This is a genomic window from Amycolatopsis sp. NPDC101161 (assembly GCF_044768185.1).
GTDB lineage: Bacteria > Actinomycetota > Actinomycetes > Mycobacteriales > Pseudonocardiaceae > Amycolatopsis.
In genome coordinates this window covers 2033860-2053618 of record NZ_JBIWPI010000001.1, presented here as the reverse complement: position 1 = coordinate 2053618, position 19759 = coordinate 2033860, and the positions used below count along the sequence as shown (strand labels likewise).

11 protein-coding genes are annotated in these 19759 nt (G+C 71.7%); 4 read left to right on the top strand and 7 right to left on the bottom strand.

Annotated elements, in window-relative coordinates:
• Positions 1-15: 15 nt before the first annotated feature.
• Positions 16-10728: a LamG-like jellyroll fold domain-containing protein gene (locus tag ACIRSS_RS10045; RefSeq protein ID WP_400892875.1), complete on the bottom strand. Its 10713-nt coding sequence runs from the start codon at positions 10726-10728 to the stop codon at positions 16-18.
• Positions 10729-10923: 195 nt separating this feature from the next.
• The gene (locus ACIRSS_RS10040) at positions 10924-11430 is read right to left on the bottom strand and encodes a hypothetical protein (RefSeq protein WP_400892873.1); all 507 of its coding nucleotides are present in this window, start codon (positions 11428-11430) and stop codon (positions 10924-10926) included.
• A 561-nt stretch (positions 11431-11991) separates the two neighbouring features.
• Between ACIRSS_RS10040 and ACIRSS_RS10035 the strand changes: the two genes are divergently transcribed.
• Positions 11992-12513: an STAS domain-containing protein gene (locus ACIRSS_RS10035; RefSeq protein WP_400892871.1), complete on the top strand. Its 522-nt coding sequence runs from the start codon at positions 11992-11994 to the stop codon at positions 12511-12513.
• A gap of 82 nt (positions 12514-12595) precedes the next feature.
• Here ACIRSS_RS10035 and ACIRSS_RS10030 read toward each other — a convergent pair whose 3' ends face one another.
• The 3 genes from ACIRSS_RS10030 to ACIRSS_RS10020 all read right to left on the bottom strand — a co-directional run bounded on the left by ACIRSS_RS10030 (position 12596) and on the right by ACIRSS_RS10020 (position 15736).
• Positions 12596-13891: an MFS transporter gene (locus ACIRSS_RS10030; RefSeq protein ID WP_400892869.1), complete on the bottom strand. Its 1296-nt coding sequence runs from the start codon at positions 13889-13891 to the stop codon at positions 12596-12598.
• A 77-nt stretch (positions 13892-13968) separates the two neighbouring features.
• Positions 13969-14475: a flavodoxin domain-containing protein gene (locus ACIRSS_RS10025; protein ID WP_400892866.1), complete on the bottom strand. Its 507-nt coding sequence runs from the start codon at positions 14473-14475 to the stop codon at positions 13969-13971.
• A 109-nt stretch (positions 14476-14584) separates the two neighbouring features.
• Entirely contained in the window at positions 14585-15736 is a 1152-nt protein-coding gene (locus ACIRSS_RS10020) for a nitric oxide synthase oxygenase (RefSeq protein WP_400892864.1), read from the bottom strand.
• Positions 15737-16153: 417 nt separating this feature from the next.
• Between ACIRSS_RS10020 and ACIRSS_RS10015 the strand changes: the two genes are divergently transcribed.
• Both ACIRSS_RS10015 and ACIRSS_RS10010 read left to right on the top strand, forming a co-directional pair.
• Positions 16154-17158, top strand: a complete 1005-nt coding sequence (locus ACIRSS_RS10015) for a CobW family GTP-binding protein (RefSeq protein ID WP_400892862.1) — start codon at positions 16154-16156, stop codon at positions 17156-17158.
• A gap of 67 nt (positions 17159-17225) precedes the next feature.
• Positions 17226-17507 carry a hypothetical protein gene (locus ACIRSS_RS10010; RefSeq protein ID WP_400892859.1) on the top strand — a complete coding sequence of 94 codons (282 nt, stop codon included), beginning with the start codon at positions 17226-17228 and terminating at the stop codon, positions 17505-17507.
• Here the strand turns inward: ACIRSS_RS10010 and ACIRSS_RS10005 are convergent.
• On the bottom strand, positions 17504-18064 hold the full coding sequence (locus ACIRSS_RS10005) for a TetR/AcrR family transcriptional regulator (protein WP_400892857.1): 561 nt from the start codon (positions 18062-18064) through the stop codon (positions 17504-17506). The two genes, ACIRSS_RS10010 and ACIRSS_RS10005, sit on opposite strands and share 4 nt — an antisense overlap.
• Before the next feature lie 91 nt (positions 18065-18155).
• On the opposite strand from ACIRSS_RS10005, the gene ACIRSS_RS10000 reads away from it, so the two are divergent.
• Complete coding sequence (locus tag ACIRSS_RS10000; RefSeq protein WP_400892855.1) at positions 18156-19316, top strand: MFS transporter; 1161 nt, start codon at positions 18156-18158, stop codon at positions 19314-19316.
• Here the strand turns inward: ACIRSS_RS10000 and ACIRSS_RS09995 are convergent.
• On the bottom strand, positions 19313-19759 hold the full coding sequence (locus ACIRSS_RS09995; protein ID WP_400892853.1) for a GNAT family N-acetyltransferase: 447 nt from the start codon (positions 19757-19759) through the stop codon (positions 19313-19315). The genes ACIRSS_RS10000 and ACIRSS_RS09995 overlap by 4 nt on opposite strands.

The window sequence follows — 19759 nt, the reverse complement described above, 5'->3', positions numbered from 1 at the left end:
GTTCTATTCAACTCGTTACTTCGGGTATGCAGTCCAAATTCTGCCATCCCGGACGACGATCTCGGCGACCGAAGTCTCTTTGCCGGCTCCGTTCACCCCGATCGGCCGGCCGAAGTCAGCCTGATGCAGGTGCCCCGGACCGTTGGGGTTTCTGAGTTCCGGAGAGGTGTTGGCGCCGTCGACGAGGTTTTGCCGAAGGACGTGGTCATCACCGTTCCATATGAAGTCATCGTTGAACTCCCCAGGCAAGTCGGTCTCGCCTGCTGCTATTGCCTGGTCGCGCGCGCCGGGGCCATGACGATACTCAATATGAGCAAGTCGCTGGTCGGTCACATTGGCGTCGCCGCCGCAGTTGTGGACCAGGACCGGAGTGTCCCCGGCCAGCACATAGTACGTGTGCAGCTCGTGGATCGTCAGGTCGTACGTGACCTCCGTCGAGTGGTACGGCGTCACCTCCTCGACCGTCGCCTCGCCACCATCGGCCGTCTGCAGGCGGTCGCCCACCTGCAGGTTCACCGCTTCGACGAACTCGCCGCGCGTCACGTCGTAGAACGGGTGGTGATACGTCGTGGTCACCGTCGCCGGAGCCGCCGATGCCGTGGCCGCACCTCCTGTCACCACGGCAGCGGCCACCGCCAACCCCGCTACTGCCCGGCCCACCGCACGGCGGACCCCGCTCGGCTTCACCTTCACGTCCACGAAGTCGTGGTCCGTCTCGGTCACGATCACCCGGTCGATCCGATGCGCCTCCAACCCCGGCTTGCCCGGCTGCGAGTTCGCGACGCGCTCACCCACCCGAAGCGACGAGATCGGCTTCGAAGAACCGTCCGCCAACAGGACCTTCGTCGACGCGAGGAAGCTGTGCGGCACCGAGCACGAGGTCGGCTTCTCCTCCGAAGCACTCCGGCCCCGCGCCCGCAACCCACCGAGCGCCCCGAACGCCGCTCCCCCGGCACCACCAGCCGCGGCACCCGCGCCCGCAGCGGACAGCGCTCCGCTCACCGAACAGTCCCGGCCACAGTTCAGCCCGTAGCCGGCCAGCGCCGTCACGCCGCCGCTGACTGCTCCGGACCCCGCGCCGACCAGACCCTGGGTAGCCACCTGGGGCAGGGCACCGTCCAACGCGTCCGCCACCAGCTTGCCGCCCAGTGGGCCCGCCAGCCCGGCACCCAGCGCGCCACCCAGCGCGCCCAGCCCGACCGCTTCGACCGCGCCACCCACCGAGCAGTTGTGCGCCTTCGAGCAGTCCATCCCGTACGACACCGCGCCGCCGACCGCGCCACCCAGCGCGGCACAGCCGACCACGGCCGTCCCGGCGGTGATGGCCGTGCACGCCGCGCCGACCAGCACGCCCGCCGCGATGCCCGCGATCGTCGACGCGTGCTCCTTCACGTATGTCGCCACGTGAGACGCCGCCGATGCCGCCGCGTGGCCCACCGCCACCGCCGCCGTCGCCACCGCGTGGCCCACCGTCTTCGCCGCCGAGACCGCCGCGTGCGCCACCGCCTTGGCCGCGTGGACCACCGCGTGCGCCGCCGTCTTTACAGCCTTCGCCACGTAGTGGTACGCGGTTTTCACCGCGTGGACCGCGGCGTGGTAGACGTGCTTCACGAACCGCACCGTGCGGTGGTAGGCGTTCTTCACCAGCCGCACCGCCGCGTGGTAGCCGTCGCGGACCGCGTGGTACGTCGACACCGCGACGTGGACCAGCGGCTGCACCACGTACGTGTTGACCGCGTGCGCCGCCGGCTGGATCACCTCGTGGTACACGAACGACGCCGCGGGAGCCAGGACGTGGTCGGTGAAAGCCGACCACGCGTCGCCCAGCCAGCCGTGCCCGGACGGGTCGGTTCCCGTCATCGGGTTGCCGTCGACGTAGGCGAACTTGTTCGCCTCCATCGGGTTCGGCACCGGGCTGTTCGACACCGTGTCGCGGTTCATGAACTGGCCGACCGCCGGGTTGTACCAGCGGGCCGCCATGTTGACGTTGCCGGTCGAGCGGTCCGTCCAGCCCGACTGGTACCCCAGCTGCCCCTTCACGTTCGCCGACGCCAGCACGTTCCCGAACGGGTCGTACGCCGTCGAGCCGGCCATCGCGGACCCCGAAGCGGTGAACGTTCCGACCACGTCGGTGTGCTGGTCGACGAACGCGAACGCCCCGGTGCCACCGGAAGCGACGCCGACCAGGCCGCCGCCCGGGTCCCGGCTGTAGGTCGCCGTGCCGTCGGAGGCGATCGCGTTGCCCTGGCCCGAGAAGGAGAACGTCGTCGCCGTGCCGGACGCGATCGTCGTGTCGGTCAGGTTCCGGCCGAGCGCGTCGTAGCCGAAGGCCTGCGTGCCCTGGACCGCCATCTGCCCGAACGCGTCCGAAGAGGACACCAGCGTGCCGGTCGAGGACGCCCGTTCGCGCAACGTCCCGCGCGCGCTGTAGCTGTAGGTGTTCGAGCCGTCGGACGTCAGCTCGTCGCGCGCGTCGTAGGTGTAGGTCGACGAGCCGACCTGGGTCCGGTTGCCGGCCGCGTCGTAGCCGTAGGCCACTGTGGACGTTCCGTTGTTCCACGACGCGAGCCGGTCGGCCAGGTCGTAGGTGTAGGTGTTGGCCGCCGCCCCGGCGAAGCCCGCGGTCGTCTTCGACGTGAGGTTGCCGTTCGCGTCGTAGCCGTAGCCGACGGACGCGATCGCCGCTCCCCCGGCCGTCTTCAGCGCGTCGCTCGTCAGCCGGTGGAGCCCGTCGTAGCCGTACGTCCGCGTGTTCCCGGTGCCGTACTGGATGCCGCTGACCTGGTTGAGCGCGTTGTAGCTGAGGGTCTGCGTGCCGCCGGTGGCCGCGTCGGTGACGGTCGAGAGCCGGTCGGCGCCGTCGTAGCCGTACGACGTCGTGCCTGCCGCGTCCGTCCGCGAGCTCATCAGCCCGTCGGTGGTGTAGGCGAACGACGACGACCCCGCCGAGCCGGTCGCCGTGAGCAGCGACCCGCGGTCGTTGTAGGTGAACGTCTCGCTGGACGCGGCTTGGTGGTCGGAGTGCCCGGCCACGCCGGCCTCGCTCGTGGCGGCCGAGGTCATCCGCCCGCCCGGGTCGTAGCCGAACGTCCGGGTCGCGGTCGCCGCGTCGGCGCCGCCGCCGGACTGGCTGACGAGGTTGCCGTCGTCGTCGTAGCCCGCCGACACGGTCACCCCGCCCGGCTGCGTCTGCGTGACCGGGCGCCCCGCCGCGTCGTAGACGGACGTGAAGGTCCGGTCGGCGTCGGCGGTGTAGGCGGCCGTCGCCGGCTCGACCAGCGCGTCGGGCAGGTTCCAGGAGTTGTAGCGCGTGATCGTCGGGTTGCCGCGGCCGTCGGTGAACCGGGTCCGGTTGCCCGCCGCGTCGTAGCCGAACGTCGTGGTGATCGACGAGGTCGCCGAGACCGGCTGGATCTCGCTCGCCAGCCGGTTCGCCGCGTCGTAGGTGAACGTCCGCGCGGTGCCGCGTCCGTCCACACTGGACGTCAGGCGGCCACCGGCGTCGTAGACCGCCGACGTCTGCTGCAGCACCGCCCCGGCCGCGTCCTTGCGGGTCACCTGCACCGGCCGGCTCGACTGGTCGTAGGCCGTCGCCGTCGAGGTGTTGTCGGCGGCGGTGACCGTCGCCTTCTCCCCGAGGTAGCTGTAGCCGTACCGGGTGGTGTTCCCGGCCGCGTCGGTGACCGAAGTGGTCTCGCCGAGGGCGTTGTACCCGTAGGACGTCGTCGCGCCGGTGGGCGTCTTGGTCGAGGCCAGGTTCGCACCGCCCGGGTTGACCGGCGACGCCGCGTAGGAGTTGGTCGTCGTCGCGGTCAGCGTCGAGGGATAGCGCTCGAACACCGTCGAGGTCAGCTGCCGGGACAGGAAGTCGTAGGTCGCCTCGGTGCGGGCACCGTTCGCGTCGACGACCGAGAGCCGGTCGCCGTTCGTGTCGAAAGTGGACACCGCCTTGGCGCCGGACGGCTTGGTCACCTGGACCAAGTCGCCGAGCTGGTCGTAGGCCAGCCCGGTCACGTGGCCTAGCGGGTCCTTTTCGGACACGACCTGCCCGATCTTGTCGTACGTGCGCACGGTGGTGGCCGTGATCGGGCTACCGCCCGGCGGGGTGTAGTTCGGGTTGGTGACCGATACCGGCTGTCCCGCCGCGTCGTAGACCGTCGTGATCTGGTTGCCGTCGGGGTCGACGGCTTCGACCGGCTCGCCGAAGGTGTTGTAGCCCGTCGTGGTGACGGGGTGGACGGCCGTGGCCGGGCCGCCGTTCGTCTCCGTGTTCACCGTCGGCGCGGTGGTCACCGCGGGCTTGCCGGCCTCGTCGTAGGCGTACGTGGTGAAGTTGCCGTTCGCGTCGGTCATCGACGTCGGCAGGCCGCGCTGGTCGACCGTCCACGTCGTCGTCTCCGCCGCGGAGGAGGCTGCGGTTCCGCCGTTGCGGCCTCCGTTGTAGACGGTCGCGATGTCGGCGGCCGGCAGGGCGCGCGAGTAGGCCTGGACGCTGTCGACCTGGCCGGTGGCGTAGTTGCCGTCGGCGCCGGTGTACCAGCCGTGCCCGATCACCAGCGGCCCGCCGGCCGCCATCGGCGTCGGGTCGGTGGTGCTCCCGGCCGCCGCGCCGTTGACGTAGAGCGTCATCGAGCCGGTGCCCGAGTCGTACACCCCGGCGAGGTGGGTCCACACCCCGGCCTGCGCGTCGGCCGAAGACTCCGCGCGGTACACCGTGGCGTTCGCCGCGTCGGTGCCGAACCTCGAGAACGACCACTTGTGGGTGCTCGGGTCGTATTCGAGGTAGAGGCCGCTCATCACGGCGCCCTTCTGGACCACGTACGTCTGGAACGCCGAACCGAGCGTGGCCGGCTTGACCCAGGCGGACACGGTGTAGCTCGCCGCGGTGTTGAGCACCGGGCCGCCGGTCGCGATCTGCGAGCTGGTCCCGTCGAGCGTGGCGGCGCCGCCGGACCAGGTCACCGCCGACGCCGCGGCGGTGTTACCGGTGCCGGAGGAGTCGGTGACCGTGCTGCCGGAGGTCTGGTTCAGCTTCCACCAGCCGACCGGGTGCCCGGTGCCGTCCGCGGCGACCGACCGGGACGTGAGCACGCCCATCGGGTCGTAGGACGTGCTGACCGTGCGGCTGCGACCGGACGGGTCCGACTGCGTGCTCGTGGCGACCTTGTCGTCGGGGGTGTAGGACACCGAAGTCGAGCGCGCCGCGCCACCCGGGTCGTCGACGGTCTGCGCGACCCGGCCCGCGGCGTCCACTGTGGACGTCGAGGTGTTCGCGCCGTTGCCGGTGACCGTGCCGATGAGGTTGCCGGACGCGTCGTAGGTGTTGGATTCGGCGACGAAGGACTGCTGCCCGGTGGGATCCTTGCGGGTGACGGTCGCGGTGAGCCCGTTGTCGGTGTAGGTGTAGGCGGTGGTGTTGCCCATCGAGTCGGTTTCGGACGCCAGGCGCCCGGCCGGGTCGAAGGCGTTGGACTTCTGGGTCAGCAACGTCGCCGGCTTGGGGTCGACCGGGCTGCCGGTGTACCAGACGCCCTGGGTGAGCAGGTGGCCTTCGCCGTCGTAGGTCCAGTCGGTCTCGGTGCCGTTCGGGTCGGTCTCGCTCTTCTTGTTGCCGTAGACGTCGTAGGTGTAGGTGGTGACGTTGCCGTTCGCGTCCGTGGTCGACGCGACCTGGTCCTTGTCGTTGTAGGTGGAGCTGGTGGTGCGGGCGGCGTCGCCGCCGGTGCCGTCGGCGACGGTTTGCGAGGTGATGCTGCCGTCGGCGTTGTAGACGCTGGTCGTGACGGCCGTGTGCACCGCGCCGGTCACCCGGTCGGTCACCGCCGGGTCGGTCTGCGAGACGACCTGGTCGCTGCCGTCGTAGCCGTAGGAGGTGACCAGGCCCGCCGGGTAGCTGTCGGAGACCGCGGTCTTCGTCAGCATGCGGCCGAGCGGGTCGTAGGTGAACCGGGTGACCAGCCCGTCGGCGTTGGTGGTGCTGTCGACGTCGCCGTTGTGCCGGTAGGAGATCCGGTTGACCGCGCCGCCGGGTGAGGTCGTCTTCACCGGCAGCCCGGCGGGCACGGTGCCGGTGTCGGCCGCGGGGAAGGCCGAGGTGCCGTCGCTGTAGGCGATGGTCGTGGTGCGCCCGTTCGGGAATCCCGGGACCGGTGGCGTGGTCACCGAGGTGCGGTTGCCCGCGGTGTCGTAGCCGAACGAGGTCAGGTACGCGGGGTCGGTCGCGCTCGACGACCGGCCGTCCCGGGACGTCAGCATCAGGTCGTTGCGCGCGTCGGCCGTCGTCAGCTGCGGGGTGGTGTCGTCCGGGAAGTACGTCGAGTACGACGTCGAGCACTTCTCCGCGGCCTGGTTCTGGCAGGTGGTCTGGGAGACGACGTTGCCGCGCACGTCGTGGCCGACGGTCACCACGTTGCCGTTGGGGTCGGTGCTGGTGTGCAGGAAGCCGGACGTGTCGTAGCCGTAGGTGGTGCGGTGCCCGGCGGTGTCGGTCTCGGCGATCTTGTGGTTCCCGGCGCCCGGTTCGTACTGCTGCACGGACGTCTTGCCGGCCGGGTCGGTGATGGTGGACGTCGTGAGCGGCGCCAGTCCCTGGGAGTTGCCCGCGGCGAGGAAGTGCTGGGCGACCTGGGCGGCGGACAGGGCCGACCGGTAGTAGGCGACCTCGCCGAGGGAACCGGCGAAGTAGTTCCAGGTGTTCCCGGACGGCGCGGCCGGCCACCCGTTGCTGTTGTAGACGCCGGCGCCGGCGAAGTTCAGCGGGTCGCTGTTGAAGATCTGCGCGGACAGCGTGCCGACCTGCAGGCCGTCGAGGTAGAGCACCTGGCTGGTGTTCGCGCCGCTGAGCACGACGTGGTGCCACTTGCCGTCGTTGACCTTGCCCGGCGAGGCCATGCCCGCGACGGAGTTGTCCCAGAAGTGCCCGTGCAGCTTGCCGTCCGTGCCGACGTACAGCACGGGCATCGCGCCACCGGACGGGTTCGCGGCGCCCAGTGCCGAGTTCCCGGTCGAGAACAGCGTGCCCGCCGCGGTCGACGTGGTGGTGAACCACAACTCGACCGACGCGGTGGTCGATGCGCTCACCAAGTGATCAGGCAATGTGACGCTGGCGACTGTGCCGGGGAACTTCGCGGCGGTCGAATCGGTGAACGGGCCGGTCACGCCGAGCGTCGCGTTCGTGTAGGCCGAGGGCCGGTAGTTGACCTCGCCCGCGGGCACCGCCGTGCCCGGCGCGTCGGCGAAACGCTGGTACAGCTCGGGTTGCGAGCCGAGCACGGCACCGCGGTAGACCTGGCTCGAGCCGCTGGCGGTCAGCGGCGCGTACTTCCACGTGCCGCCGTTCTCGTCGCCGATCTGGGTGACCGCCTGGGAAACCGGGTCGTAGGACACGGTCGTGTGCACCGCCCCGGACGGGCGGGTGATCGAGGTGAGCAGGCTCGCCTGCTGCTTGCCGGCCTGGTAGAGCGGCATCTCCTGGACGCCGGGTACGGACTTGTCCCAGATGCCGACGTCGGCGATCTGGCCGTTGAAGAAGGTCGCGGTGCCGGGCTGGCCGGCGTGGGACTGGTCGGGCCACTGGTTGCCGAGGAAACCCGCGCCGATGAAGCGGTTCTGCGGGCCCATCGGCACGATCGCGCCGACCGACTGCCCGACGAACTGGCCGTCGAGGTACATGCCCTGGCTGGTCGAGGAGTGCGTGAAGACGACGTGGTGCCACGCGTTGTCGTTGACCGGGTTGGCCGTGGTGATCGTCTTGTCCGTGGCCCCGGTCCAGTACTCGCCGATCAGCTTGCCGTCGTTGCCGACGTAGAGCGCGGGCGTGTACTGCGACGCCGGGCTCGTCGCCTCGGTCAGCGGCATGGTGCTGTAGGAGAACAGGACGCCGTTGGTGGCGGCGGTCTTGAACCACATCGACACCGACATCGTGTTCGGCGCGGCCGCGTCGGCGCGCGGCAGCTGGAGGTACGACGAGGTGCCGTTGAACCCGGCGGCGGTCGCGGCGGACCCGGCGAGCGGACCGGGCTGACCGAGGGCGACGTCGTGGTAGGTCGCGGCATCGGTGCCTTCGTTGGTCAGCACCGCGCTCGCCGCGGTCGTCCCGCTCGCCTCCGACAGCGGCCAGAACGAGTGCGGGCCGACGTCGAGGACGCTGGTGCGGTACGGCGAGCCCGCCGTGTACCCGTAGCGGGTGCAGTCGGTCGTCGTGCCCGGCGGGCAGACGCTCGTGAGCTGGTCACCCGTGTACCCGTAGGTCCAGGTCAGCGGCGCGCCCGGGGTCAGGTCGTCGGTCGAGACCGAAGCGACGTGCGGGCTCGTGGCGCCGGCCGGCGTGGTCCAGGCCAGGTGCAGCGCCCGCCCGGACACCGCGGACGTCAAGGTAGCGGGGTGCCCGCCCGACACGGTGAGGTTCACGGCGCGGCCGTTGGCGTCCGCGATCGACGACAGCTGGTAGACACCCGAGCCGAGCGCCTGCGTGAAGGTGTAGACCGTGTCGTTCTTGTCGGTGAGGCTGTACCCGCCGGTGATCGCCTTGAAGGTGGCGAACCGCCCGGCCGGCGGGGAGAACGTCCCGTCGGCGTTCTTCCCGTAGCCCACTTCGGAACCGTCCGGGTAGGTCACCAGCACGCTGACGACCGTGCCCGAGCCGTCGAAGTCGTACTGCTCGGCCGCGCGCGCGTCGACGACGCTCGACCAGCCGGCGCCGAAGGCTCCGGTCGTGCGGGGATCGCGGGAGTTGTAGTCACGCACCACGGACAAGGCCGGCCCGACGCCGCGCACCTCCGCGTCGGTGGCCGAGGTCGTGTAGTTGCCGATGCTCGGCTCGACACCGTGCACGCCGGTGTTCTGCGACAGCGACGACGTCACCAGCGGCTGGTCGACCTGCACGGTGAGCGGGTTCCACGGCGGGTCGGCCGAATAGGACGAGCCGTCGTAGGCCTGCACGGCCCAGTAGTAGGTCTGGTTGTACTTGAGCTTCCCGGCCGGGACTCGCCAGGTTCCCTCGGTGACCAGGCCGGAGTCGGCGATGGTCGCGCCCGCCTGATCGGCGACCTGGTAGCGGTACTTCAGCGCGCCCGGGCCGGCGTCGATGTCGTGGGCCGTGGCGAACAGGAACGGGACCAGGCTGGTCGTCGTCCCGCCGGCGCCCGGGAAGGCGGAGTCGACGACCGGCGGCACGTTGCCGCTCGTGGTCAGCGACAGCACCGGCTGGTAGCCGGCGTTCATCAGCCAGGAGTCGAACTGCTTCCAGTGCAGGCTGTCGTTGGTAGCCGCGTACACGGCGAGGCCGTAGTCGGACGCGGATCCGTTGGCCCAGCCGGCGAAGGTCGCCGTCGACAGCGGGACGTTCACCCAGTCGCCGACGGTCCGGTCGGCCCCGCGGTTGGCGCACGCGTTCGGCACCGACGGGGTGGCGTTGCCGATGCTGGCGCCGAAGGACGGCCCCGGGTAGGCGGTCACGCCGGCCGGCGTCCACGCCTGCGTCACCGGGGCGACGTCGAAGCGTTCGGCGAGGCAGGTCGAAGCCCAGGTGTCGTACAGCTTCAGCGTGGCGGAACTGACCGTGACCTGGGAGCCGTCGAGGTCCTTGGGGAACTGGAGGAACGTGTTCGCCGAGTCCGGGCCGGAGTTGTACGACCCGATCTTGACGGTCTTCTCCATCGAGTGGTCACCGGGCGCGCCGATCTCGGCGTAGGTCGACGCCGGCGTGTCGGTGAAGGTCGGGTCGACGGTCACCGGGAACACGCGGGCCGGGTCGGCCAGCCACTTCGGGTCCAGCGTCACCTTCAGCGCCGGCTTCCCGGCGACCTGGGTCAGCTCGTAGCCGACCGCGTAGGTCGTGGCGGGGACGCCGGAGACCGGGTCGACCTTCGCGTCGAAGGCGTAGCCGCGGGGGATGCGCTGGCGGATCGCGCCCGCGCCGTCGAGCAGGCTCACCGAGCCGTCGGTCTCGATCCGCGGGGTGAGGCCGGTGAGGGACAACGGGAACACCCAGGTACTGGGTGCCGTCGCCGAGTGCAGGACGAGCGATTCCTTCAGGCCGGTCGTGGTGGGTTCGAGCGCGACGTCGGTGCCCGCGAGCGCGCCGGCGTAGGTCGCGGCGTGGCCGTCGACGCGGGGCGTGACCGCGCGGGCGCCTTGCAGCCCGTAGGAAATCGTGTGTCCATTGTCGACGGTCAGGGTGGCGAGCGCGGAGTCGGCCGCGTTGCCGGCGAAGTCGACGCCGACAGAGTTGGCGGTCTCGTGCCAGCGGCCGTCCGGCCCGCCGTGCACGGAGGTGTCGATCGCCCGCCAGCCCCACGGGCCGTCGGAGAAGTTGACCGGGCCGCGCGTGTAGTCGCGGGTGACCGAGCCGTCGGCGTTGGCGAAGTAGTTCATCGTGGCGCTCGACTTCGCGGCGTCGCGCCGGCTCGTCGCAGCGTCGAAGCCGTGCGTCGCTACGCCGCTCGGCCCCGGAGTCACCTTCCGGCCGTGGCCGCGATCCTCCGGCAGCTCACCGGGTGCGGCGCCGGGCGCCTTCCCCGCCCCGCCGCGGGCGCGGGTCGAGGCGGTGCTCGCGTCGTGACCCTTGCCGTCGGCCGTGCCCGCGGTCTGGACGGGAGTCGCGCCCCAGTGCGGGGAACCGGAAAACAGCGAACCCAGCCACGAACCGAGTTCCGCGAGCGGGAGGTGCCCGGGCGCCAGTTGCGCCGCGTCGGCCTGGCCACTGCCCAGCGAAAGCCCCAGTCCCAAAAGTATGGAGGCAGCACAAACTCTCGCGGCGCGACGACGCACGGGTCCCCCTCGATGTCCATCCCCGACGAACGGCGAGGAAGTTCACCACACCGGCGACCGTGCGGAAAAGACTGCAAATCACCGAATTCTGAGATCAACGACACCGGTAACGAAACGGAAAGCGGCCCAAATCGGACGAACGTGGATCAATCCTCAGTGCCCGGCGGCGTGCGCGGCCTGCCGGACCACCGCGGCGACGTCGTCACGGACGTGCTCGCTCACCCGCACGGGCGAGACGTTCGCCGCGGCACCGGTCGCCGGGCCGACGATCACGAACCGGATCGCGGGGTGCGCGGGCGCTTGCGCGGCGGCCACGGTGGTGCCGGGCTCCCCCGCCGTCACGACGACATCGCAGCGTCGCTGGACGAGCGAGTTCACGTAGGGCAGGTAGTTCGCCTCGGTGGCCGGCCCCGCGGCGGCGAGGTAGGAGACCTTGACACCGGTGTCGCCGGAGGCGTCCTGCAGCCCGGCCCAGACGGGGCCGGCCCCGGGGGCGGCGAGGCCTTGGGCTCCGGTGAGCAGGCAGGCGGAGAAGTCGGCGTAGACGCGCGCCCGGGCGGGCGGCAGGCCGTCATCGTGGCCGGAGGGCCACCAGATAGCCACGGCCACCCCACCCGCGACGACGACCCCGGCCGCCGCGATCACCCACCCACGCCGCACAGGTCCCCCTCGTTCCCGCGCCCGATCGCCGGGCGCACCTCGGTAGTGTGCCTCGGCTCGCTGGGTGGGAGGGCAGGAGGCTCGGATCTGTGGGCTGGTGGCTGGGATCGGGCTGCTTGGCGCGGCACTGGTTTTCGCGCGGCCGCCCAGCGCAATCCGGACGCCAACCCGCTCACCCGGCATGCGCTGCACTCCCGGCGCAGCCCGCCTTGCGCCCACTCCCCCCCAGGTGCGCGGCATCCACGCTCGGCAACCCAGCCCAGCTGGACTCCGACCCGCTCGCCCCGTATGCGCGGCGCTCCTATCGGGTTACCCGGCCTTGCGCCCGCTCGCCCGAGGTGCCTGGTGCGGCCCCTCACCCACCGCGCGCAGCGCTTCCCCACCGAGCCCGGCGCGGACCCAACCCTGCCCGGCCCGCCCAGTCCATCGCGCTCCAGGCGCCGGCCCACCCATCCGCAGTCCTTTGTAGACCTTCCCCAACCAGGCTCCCGTAACACTCCCACTGCGCCGTGTGGGTGACCCCCCTGTTGCGAAACGCGACCCCGCAGCGATGTAACCGACATGGTTTGGCCCGAGGACGATGCCCGGCACCGCGAGGTGCTGGCGGCTCTGCGTGCCTGGGCCCGGCAGATCGACGCCGTCCCCTACCCGGCCGGCCTCGACATCGATGCCCTGATGGCTCGCTACTACGACAGCCTGCGCGGGGAACCCGAGCCCGAAATGGGCATCGTCGTCACCACCACCGCCGATGCCTGCGTGCTCGCCGTGCGCGGGGACATCGACCTCGACGGCTGCCTGCGGCTGCGGGCACGGCTCGCCGAAGAGCTGCGCCTGGCCCCGCCCGTCCTGGTCCTCGACCTGTCCGGCGCCACCCACTGCACCGCCCGGGGCGTCGCCGTGCTCCTCGACGCCACCGCGGACGCCCGCGAGGCCGGCGTCCCCTTCGCGATCGCCGGCTGCGCTCCGGTCGTCCGCCGGGCGATCGAAGCCCTCGGCCTGGGCGAGACGCTCCCGTTGCACTTCACGACGGCCGAGGCGATCGAGTGGCTCCACCTCCTGGAACGGCTGAAGACGCTTCGGTGACCGCGCTCCGCGGATGGTCGAGCCATCCACCGAGGGTCCGGTACGAGCCGGTGACCTGCGCGGAGGCCGTCGCCGGCCGGGTCTACTGAGCTCCGGCCGGGGCCGTCGTCACCGCCGACTCGCCGAACCGGATTCCCTTGGCCTCCTTGCCGATCGCCGTCAGCACGGCGACCGCCACCAGGCCCGGCACGACCGTCCACACGAGAGCCGAGGAGTACCCGTGGGACTCCGCGATCGCCTGCTGGATCGGCAGGTTCAGCGCCGCCAGCAGGTTGCCCAGCTGGTAGGTGACACCCGGGTAGAAGCCGCGGATCGCGTCCGGCGACATCTCCGTCAGGTGCGCGGGGATGACGCCCCACGCGCCCTGCACCATGATCTGCATCAGGAACGAGCCCAGCGCCAGCATCCCGGCGCCGTGGTCGAACGCGAAGATCGGGATCACCGGCAGGCCCAGCACCGCGGCCGTCACGATCGTCCGGCGGCGGCCCAGCCGCTCCGACAGCGTGCCGAACGTCAGGCCGCCGATGATCGCGCCGACGTTGTACAGCACCGCGATCCACGTGCTCGTCGACGCGCTCAGCCCGGCGCCGCCGTTGTCGTGGGCCTTGAGGAAGCTCGGGTAGACGTCCTGGGTGCCGTGGCTCATCCAGTTGAACGCCGTCATCAGCAGGATCAGGTACCCGAAGCGGCGGATCACCTTCCCGTTCAGCAAGACGTCCTTGACCGACGTCCGCGTCACCTTCAGCTTCTCCCGCGTCGCTTCCCAGACCTCCGACTCGCGCACCCGCGCGCGGATCAGCAGCGTGATCAGCGCCGGGAAGATGCTCAGCACGAAGATCCAGCGCCACTCGAGGCCGAGCGCGGAGTGGAACAGCAGGTACGCGAGCGCCGCCAGCAGGTAGCCGATCGAATAGCCGACCTGCAGCAACCCGGAGAAGAACCCACGCCGGGCGACCGGGATCTTCTCCATCGCCAGCGCCGCGCCGAGGCCCCACTCGCCGCCCATGCCGATGCCGTAGACGAACCGCAGGATCAGCAGCACGGTGAAGTTCGGGGCGAACGCGCACAGCAGACCGGCCACCGAGTACAGCAGGACGTCGGCGATCAGCGGGATCCGCCGGCCGACGCGGTCGGCCCACAAGCCGAACACGAGGGCGCCGACCGGCCGCATCACCAGGGTCGCCGTGGTGATGAACGCCAGCTGCGTCGCCGTCGCGCCGAACGACTTGTCCTTCGCGATGTCCGCGAGGACGAACACGACCAGGAAGTAGTCGAACGAGTCCATGCTCCAGCCGAGCAGCGCCGCGAGGAACGCGTTGCGCTGATCGGATGTAAGCGCTTTCTTCCCTGCTGCCGGTGCCGCTTCCCGTTCCGTCACGTTCGCCCCGTCCCGTCGGTTCCCCACCGGAAGACCTCAGGGCTGGTCTAGCACTCACCGGCCCGCGCGGGCAAGGGTTACAGCGCCACGCGCGTCCGGACGCGACGGCCGACGTCGCGCGCCCACGCCTTGATCCGGTCCCAGTCGCGGAAGTCGCCCGCGCGCTGCCCCGACGCCATCAGCCGCGGGATCAGCCCGCGCACGGTCGCCGGGTCGAGCCGGCCGCCGAACGTCGCGGTGCGCTCCGCGTCGATTCGCGCCGCGAGCAGCGCCACGTTCGCCGGCAGGCTGACCTGGTGGGTGGCGGCACCCGGGCCGCACGGGCCGCTGTGGAACAGCCACACCGGGCGCTCGGACAGTGCCCGGGCGTTGCGCTCCAGCAGCCGGACGGCCTCGGGCCGCCAGCGGTGGTAGTACAGGGCGCTGCCGACGACGACCGCGGCGTAGTGGCCGACCGTGGCGACGTCGGCGGCGTCGCGCACGTCCACGCTCAGGCCGGCTTCGCCGAGCTCGGCGGCGATGACCTCGGCGATCTGCCGGGTTCCGCCGTGGCGCCCGGCGTAGGCGACGAGGACTGCGGTCATGCGTCCCATTGTCGGCCCTGTCGCGCGGTCTTGCGCCGCGGGCCGCGCACGATCCGCCATACGGGCGCTCCGACGTTGCTCTCCGTGGCCCTCCGCCCGCCGCGGCAACTCAGTCCGGTGAGAGGAACGCGGGCCGCTCCTCGGGATCGGGCGGGTCGTAGTAGCGGTGGAAGACCGGCGTCTGGCCGCCGGACAGCGGCGGGACGATCCAGCTCCAGTCGGCCGGGCACCGCCGGCCGGACCGCTCTTCGCGGTCGAGGTGGGACAGGAACCGCCGGGATTCGGTGTGGTGGTCGGCCATCGTCACGCCGGCGGCGTCGAACGAGTGCTGCACGGCGAGCGTCAGCTCGACCAGCGCCCGGTCTCGCCACAGCGTCCGCTCCGACGCCGTGTCGAGGCCCATCAGCTCGGCCACGACCGGCAGCAGGTCGTAGCGCTGCTCGTCGGCGAGGTTCCGCGCGCCGATCTCGCTGCCGAGGTACCAGCCGTTGAACGGCGCGGCGGGGTAGGTGACGCCGCCGATCTCCAGCGGCATGTTGCTGATCGCGGGCACGGCGTGCCAGCGCAGGCCGAGGCCGGCGAACCAGCGGTGGTCGGGGTGGGTCAGCGGCACCTCCAGGACGGCGTCCGCGGGGAGGGTGAACAGCCGCGGCTCGCCCGGGTCGGCCTCGACCAGCAGGGGCAGGACGTCGAAGGAGCCTCTGCGCTCGGGCGGCCGCCACCCGAGTCTTCGCACCCGCTCGGTGAACTCGGCGTAGCGCGGGTCGCCGAGGACCGAACCGTCGTCGAGGCGGTACCCGGCGTAGCGGATCAGCTGCTCGTTGTGGATGCGCGGCCCGGCCGCGGCGGGCGTGTCCGGGGCGAACACGGTGATCGTGGGCCGGATCCGGCCGCCGCGGGTGGCCTGGCGCAGGTGGGCGACGCACTCGCCGGCGATCGCGGCGGCGTCGGTGACCCGGCGCCGGTCGCGGATCCGCAGGCTGTTCCAGTACAGCCGGCCGATGCAGCGGGCGGAGTTGCGCCACGCGACGCGCGCGCCGTACGCGAGCTCGGCCGCGGTGTGCCGGTAGGTGCCCGTTTCGGCGATTTCCGCGCGGACCTCGGCCAGCCGGGTCTCGAAGCGCTCGCCGTCTTCGGCGGCGCCTTCGGCGAACATCCGGTCCAGGAATTCCTCCGCCTCCGCGGAATTGACGCTCTGCTCCTCCGAGACGCGCTGGTAGATCGGCAGCGAGGGCGTCACCCGCTCGGGTGTAACCGTCATCGCGCTTCCCCACTCTCCGGAATCGTGTTCTGCATCCCGACGCAAAGGTTCACCGTTCCTCCGATGGTCGCCGCAACGGGGCGGGCCGGAAGTCGCTGCCACCACAGCACCTCCGGCCAGGCCGGGGAGAGTACCCCACGTTTCTCCGGACGCAATCCACCGGACGTGAACGGCGTCCCACCGTGTTCCGCAATTGCGTCATGGCCAGCGGAAACGCGGGGAAAATAGCTGCTACCAAGCGTTATCCGGACATGTCGCAGCGCGTTTTCCGTCAATCGATCACAGTGGACGGTGAAACGGAGGTGATCCTTTGCCGGTGAACCGGTTTCCGCTGTTCGAGCGTATTCGCCGAATGGCCTTCACCGGCGCCGCTCCCCCGTGTATTAGCGCGCCCGCGCGCGGCGCTAGAGTCGTTTTGTGCGCAAGATCCCCGTGGTTCTCGTCGCCGGGTTCCTCGGCGCGGGCAAGACGACCCTGCTCAACCACCTGCTCGCCAACCGCGAGGGTGCCCGGGTCGGCGTGGTGGTCAACGACTTCGGCCGGGTGAACGTCGACGCGCTCGCCGTCGCCGGCCAGGTCGACACGATGGTCTCGCTCGGCAACGGGTGCCTCTGCTGCGCGGTCGACGCGAGTGGCCTGGACGCGATGCTGGGGCGGCTCTCCGCGGCCGAGGCGGGGATCGACGTCATCGTCGTCGAGGCCAGCGGCATCGCCGAGCCGCGCGACCTGATCCGGCTGATGATCGCCAGCGAGAACCCGGACATCCGCTACGGCGGGCTCGCGGAGGTGGTGGACGCGGCCGAGTTCGAGTCCGCCCGCGAGCGGCACCCCGAGCTGGCCGACCACGTGCGGCTGGCCGACCTGGTGGTGCTGAACAAGGCCGACCGGGTGCCCGCGGAGGCGCTCGCCAAGGTCACCGCCACGGTCGAGGAGCTCGCGCCGGGCCGCCCGCTGCTGGTCACCTCGCACGGGCGCGTCGACCCGCGGCTGTTCTTCGACCCCGAGCCCCGCGGCGAGCGCGTCGGCCAGCTGTCGTTCGACGACCTGCGCGAGCACGACCACGCGGAGCACCTGCACGCCGCGTACGAGACGGTGACCTTCACCGCCGGCACGCCGCTCGCGCCGAAGGCGTTCGTCGAGTGGCTCGAGCGGCGCCCGGCCGGGCTGTACCGGATGAAGGGCCAGGCCGACTTCGGCGCCGGCGCACGCTTCCGGCTGCACACGGTGGGCGGGTTCGTCCAGCTGGAGCGGTCGGCGTGGCCGCCGGGCGAGGCGCCGCGCACGGAGCTCGTGCTCATCGGCGCGGGCATCGACACCGACGCCGTGCTCGCCGAACTGACCGCGTGCGTCGCGCCGGACCCGTCGGTGATCGACGAGCGCGGGCTGCTGCACATCCTCCGGTACCTCCCCGACCAGGCCTGACGCCGCGCCACGCCGAAGATCGGGAAATGCGCCGGAGCCGCCGGAGCGGCGACGGAGACTGGCGGCCATGACGACCACCGCGGTGAGCGCACCACGCTGGTACCTGGTCGGCGTGCTGCCCGAAGAAGTGCCGCTGGCGCACTTGATGACCCGCTCCGGCGACCTGCGCTACCGGCGGTCGGCGTGCGGCGAACGGGAGTCCCGCAGCTGGAAGCCGGTGGACCTGACGACGTCGGAGGTGGCGCCCTGCCGGGCGTGCGTGGCGACGCTGCCCGCGCCGCCGGCGGGCCTTCGCGTGGCCCCGGCCGGCGATGACCTCGGCCAGCTGTCGCTCGACCTGGAGATCTAGGCGGTCAACGTCTCCGCGAGCCGCTTCGCCGTGCGGAACGGCTGCGCGGTCCGGGCGACCACGGCTGTGACCGCGGCGCCCTCCAGCAGCAGCATCACCTCGTCCGCGAGTGTTGCGGCGTCGGCGCGCCCGCCGCGTTCGAGCTGGGCCCGCAGGAAGCCGTGCAGCGCGGTTTTGTGGTGGCGGACGACTTCCCGGACCGGGTCGCCGGGGTCGGGGAACTCCGAGGTCGCGTTGAGGAAGGCGCAGCCGCGGTAGTCGTCGCGGGCCAGCCAGGCTTCGTAGGCGTCGAACACCGCCAGCACCCGCTCGCGCGGATCGGCGTGCCCGTCCGTGATCCGGTCGATCTCCTCCTGCCAGCGCCGGTCGCGTTCCCGCAGGTAGGCGACGACGAGCCGGCTCTTGGAGCCGAAGTTGCCGTAGAGCGCCGCTTTCGTCACGCCCGCCTCGGCCGCCACCGTGTCGACGCCCACGGCGTGGATCCCGTCGCGGTAGAAGAGCGTCGACGCGGCCTCGAGCACCTTTGCTCGCGCGGCGCCGGGACGGGTGCGGACCACAGCGTTCCTCCAGACAGGTCGGTATGGCTTTAACCTGCACTGATCGTACCATCGGTTGACAACAGACAGACCTGTCTGTTTGGTGGACGGCATGGCCCTCGGAACGAAACCGAAGACGACGGCCGCGTGGTGGTCGACCGCCGCGGCCGGGGCGAGCGCGATCGCCCTCTGCTACGGCTTCGCGCGCTACGCCTACGGACTGTTCGTGCCGCGGTTCAGCGAGACGTTCGGGCTCACGACGGTCGGCGCCGGCGTCCTCGGCGGCCTGTCCACCGCCGGGTACGGCCTCGGGCTGCTGGTGTCACCGGTGACGTCCCGCCGATCCGCGCACGGCACGGTCGTCCTGGCCGCCGCGTCGGCGACGCTCGGCCTCGCGCTGATGGCCGCGGCCCCCGGTGTCGTGGTGTTCGGGGCCGGGATCGTCGTCGCGGGCGCCGGCGCGGGTCTCGTGTCGCCCGGCGTCGCCCAGCTGATCGGCCGGACGGTCGCCCCGCGAGTGCGGGACCGGGCTCAGACGTGGGCCAACACCGGGACCGGGCTGGGGCTCGCGGCGTCGGCGTTCACGCCGCTGCTGGCGTTCGGCTGGCCCGTGATCTGGTCGGCGTTCGCCGCCCTCGGCGTGGCGGTGACGCTGATCGTGGGGCGGGTGCTGCCCCGGGCACCGGCCGCGCCGGAGGAGCCCGGCTCGACCCGCGGGATGGCGCCGCTGGTGGTCAACTCGGTCCTGATCGGAGTGACGAGCGCGCCGTACTGGACGTTCTCGAGTTCGCGGCTCACCGAGGCGGGTCTGGGTCCGGTCGCGGTCACGTGCTGCTGGTGCGCGATCGGTGTGGCCGGGTTGTTCGGCGGTCTGGCCGGCCGGCTGGCCGAGCGGACGGGCCTGCGCGTGGCCAACGTGGCGACGTGGACCCTGGCGGCGTGCGGGATCGGCTTGCTGGCCTGGCCCCGGCCGGGACTGCCGGGGGCGTTGGTGTCGAGCGCGCTGTTCGGTCTGACGTACATGGCGTTGACGGGCTTGTGCATCCTGTGGGCCGCGCGGCTGTTCCCCGAGCGGCCGGCGCGCGGGGTGACGTGGTCGTTCGCGGGACTGGGCGCCGGTCAGACCGCGGCGGCGCCGTTGGCGGGCGCCGCCGCTTCCGGGATCGGGCAGGCCGCGGTGTTCGGGTTGACCGGATTGGTCGCGCTGGTCGCCTGGAGCCAGCTCTCGCCTCGGCTCGCGCCGCCGTCGGCGCGTGAGGAGCCGCCCGGCTAAGCCAATTCCTTCTCGAAGCAGACCGACTCCGGATCACCCTCGTGCGGCGGGAAGTTCGGCACCCGCCGGTACCCCGCCCGCTCGTACAGCCGCATCGCCGCCGGCTGGCGGACTCCCGTCTCCAGCCTCAGCCGCACGCCGCCGTCGCTGCGGGCCAGGCGCTCGGACTCCGCCACCAGCGCCGTCGAGACGCCCGTGCCGCGCGCGTCCGGGGCGACGAACATCCGCTTCAGCTCGTACACGCCCGGCGAAACCGGCTCCACCGCGCAGCAGCCGATCGCGCGGGAACCGTCGCGGGCCAGCAGGAACCGGCTCGCCGGGGCGAGCGGCCGCGGGCGCGCGTCCGGGGGCAGGTCGTACACCACCACCAGCTCGGCCGTCATCGCCGTCAGCAGCGCGAGCAGGAACCCGTCATCGGCCCGGCATTCCGCGACCGTGGCCAC

Coding starts and splice junctions, on each gene's coding strand:
- ACIRSS_RS10035 (WP_400892871.1), top strand. CDS start 11,992: ATGGTTTGGCCCGAGGACGATGCCCGGCACCGCGAGGTGCTGGCGGCT.
- ACIRSS_RS10025 (WP_400892866.1), bottom strand. CDS start 14,475: ATGACCGCAGTCCTCGTCGCCTACGCCGGGCGCCACGGCGGAACCCGG.
- ACIRSS_RS10020 (WP_400892864.1), bottom strand. CDS start 15,736: ATGACGGTTACACCCGAGCGGGTGACGCCCTCGCTGCCGATCTACCAG.
- ACIRSS_RS10010 (WP_400892859.1), top strand. CDS start 17,226: ATGACGACCACCGCGGTGAGCGCACCACGCTGGTACCTGGTCGGCGTG.
- ACIRSS_RS10000 (WP_400892855.1), top strand. CDS start 18,156: ATGGCCCTCGGAACGAAACCGAAGACGACGGCCGCGTGGTGGTCGACC.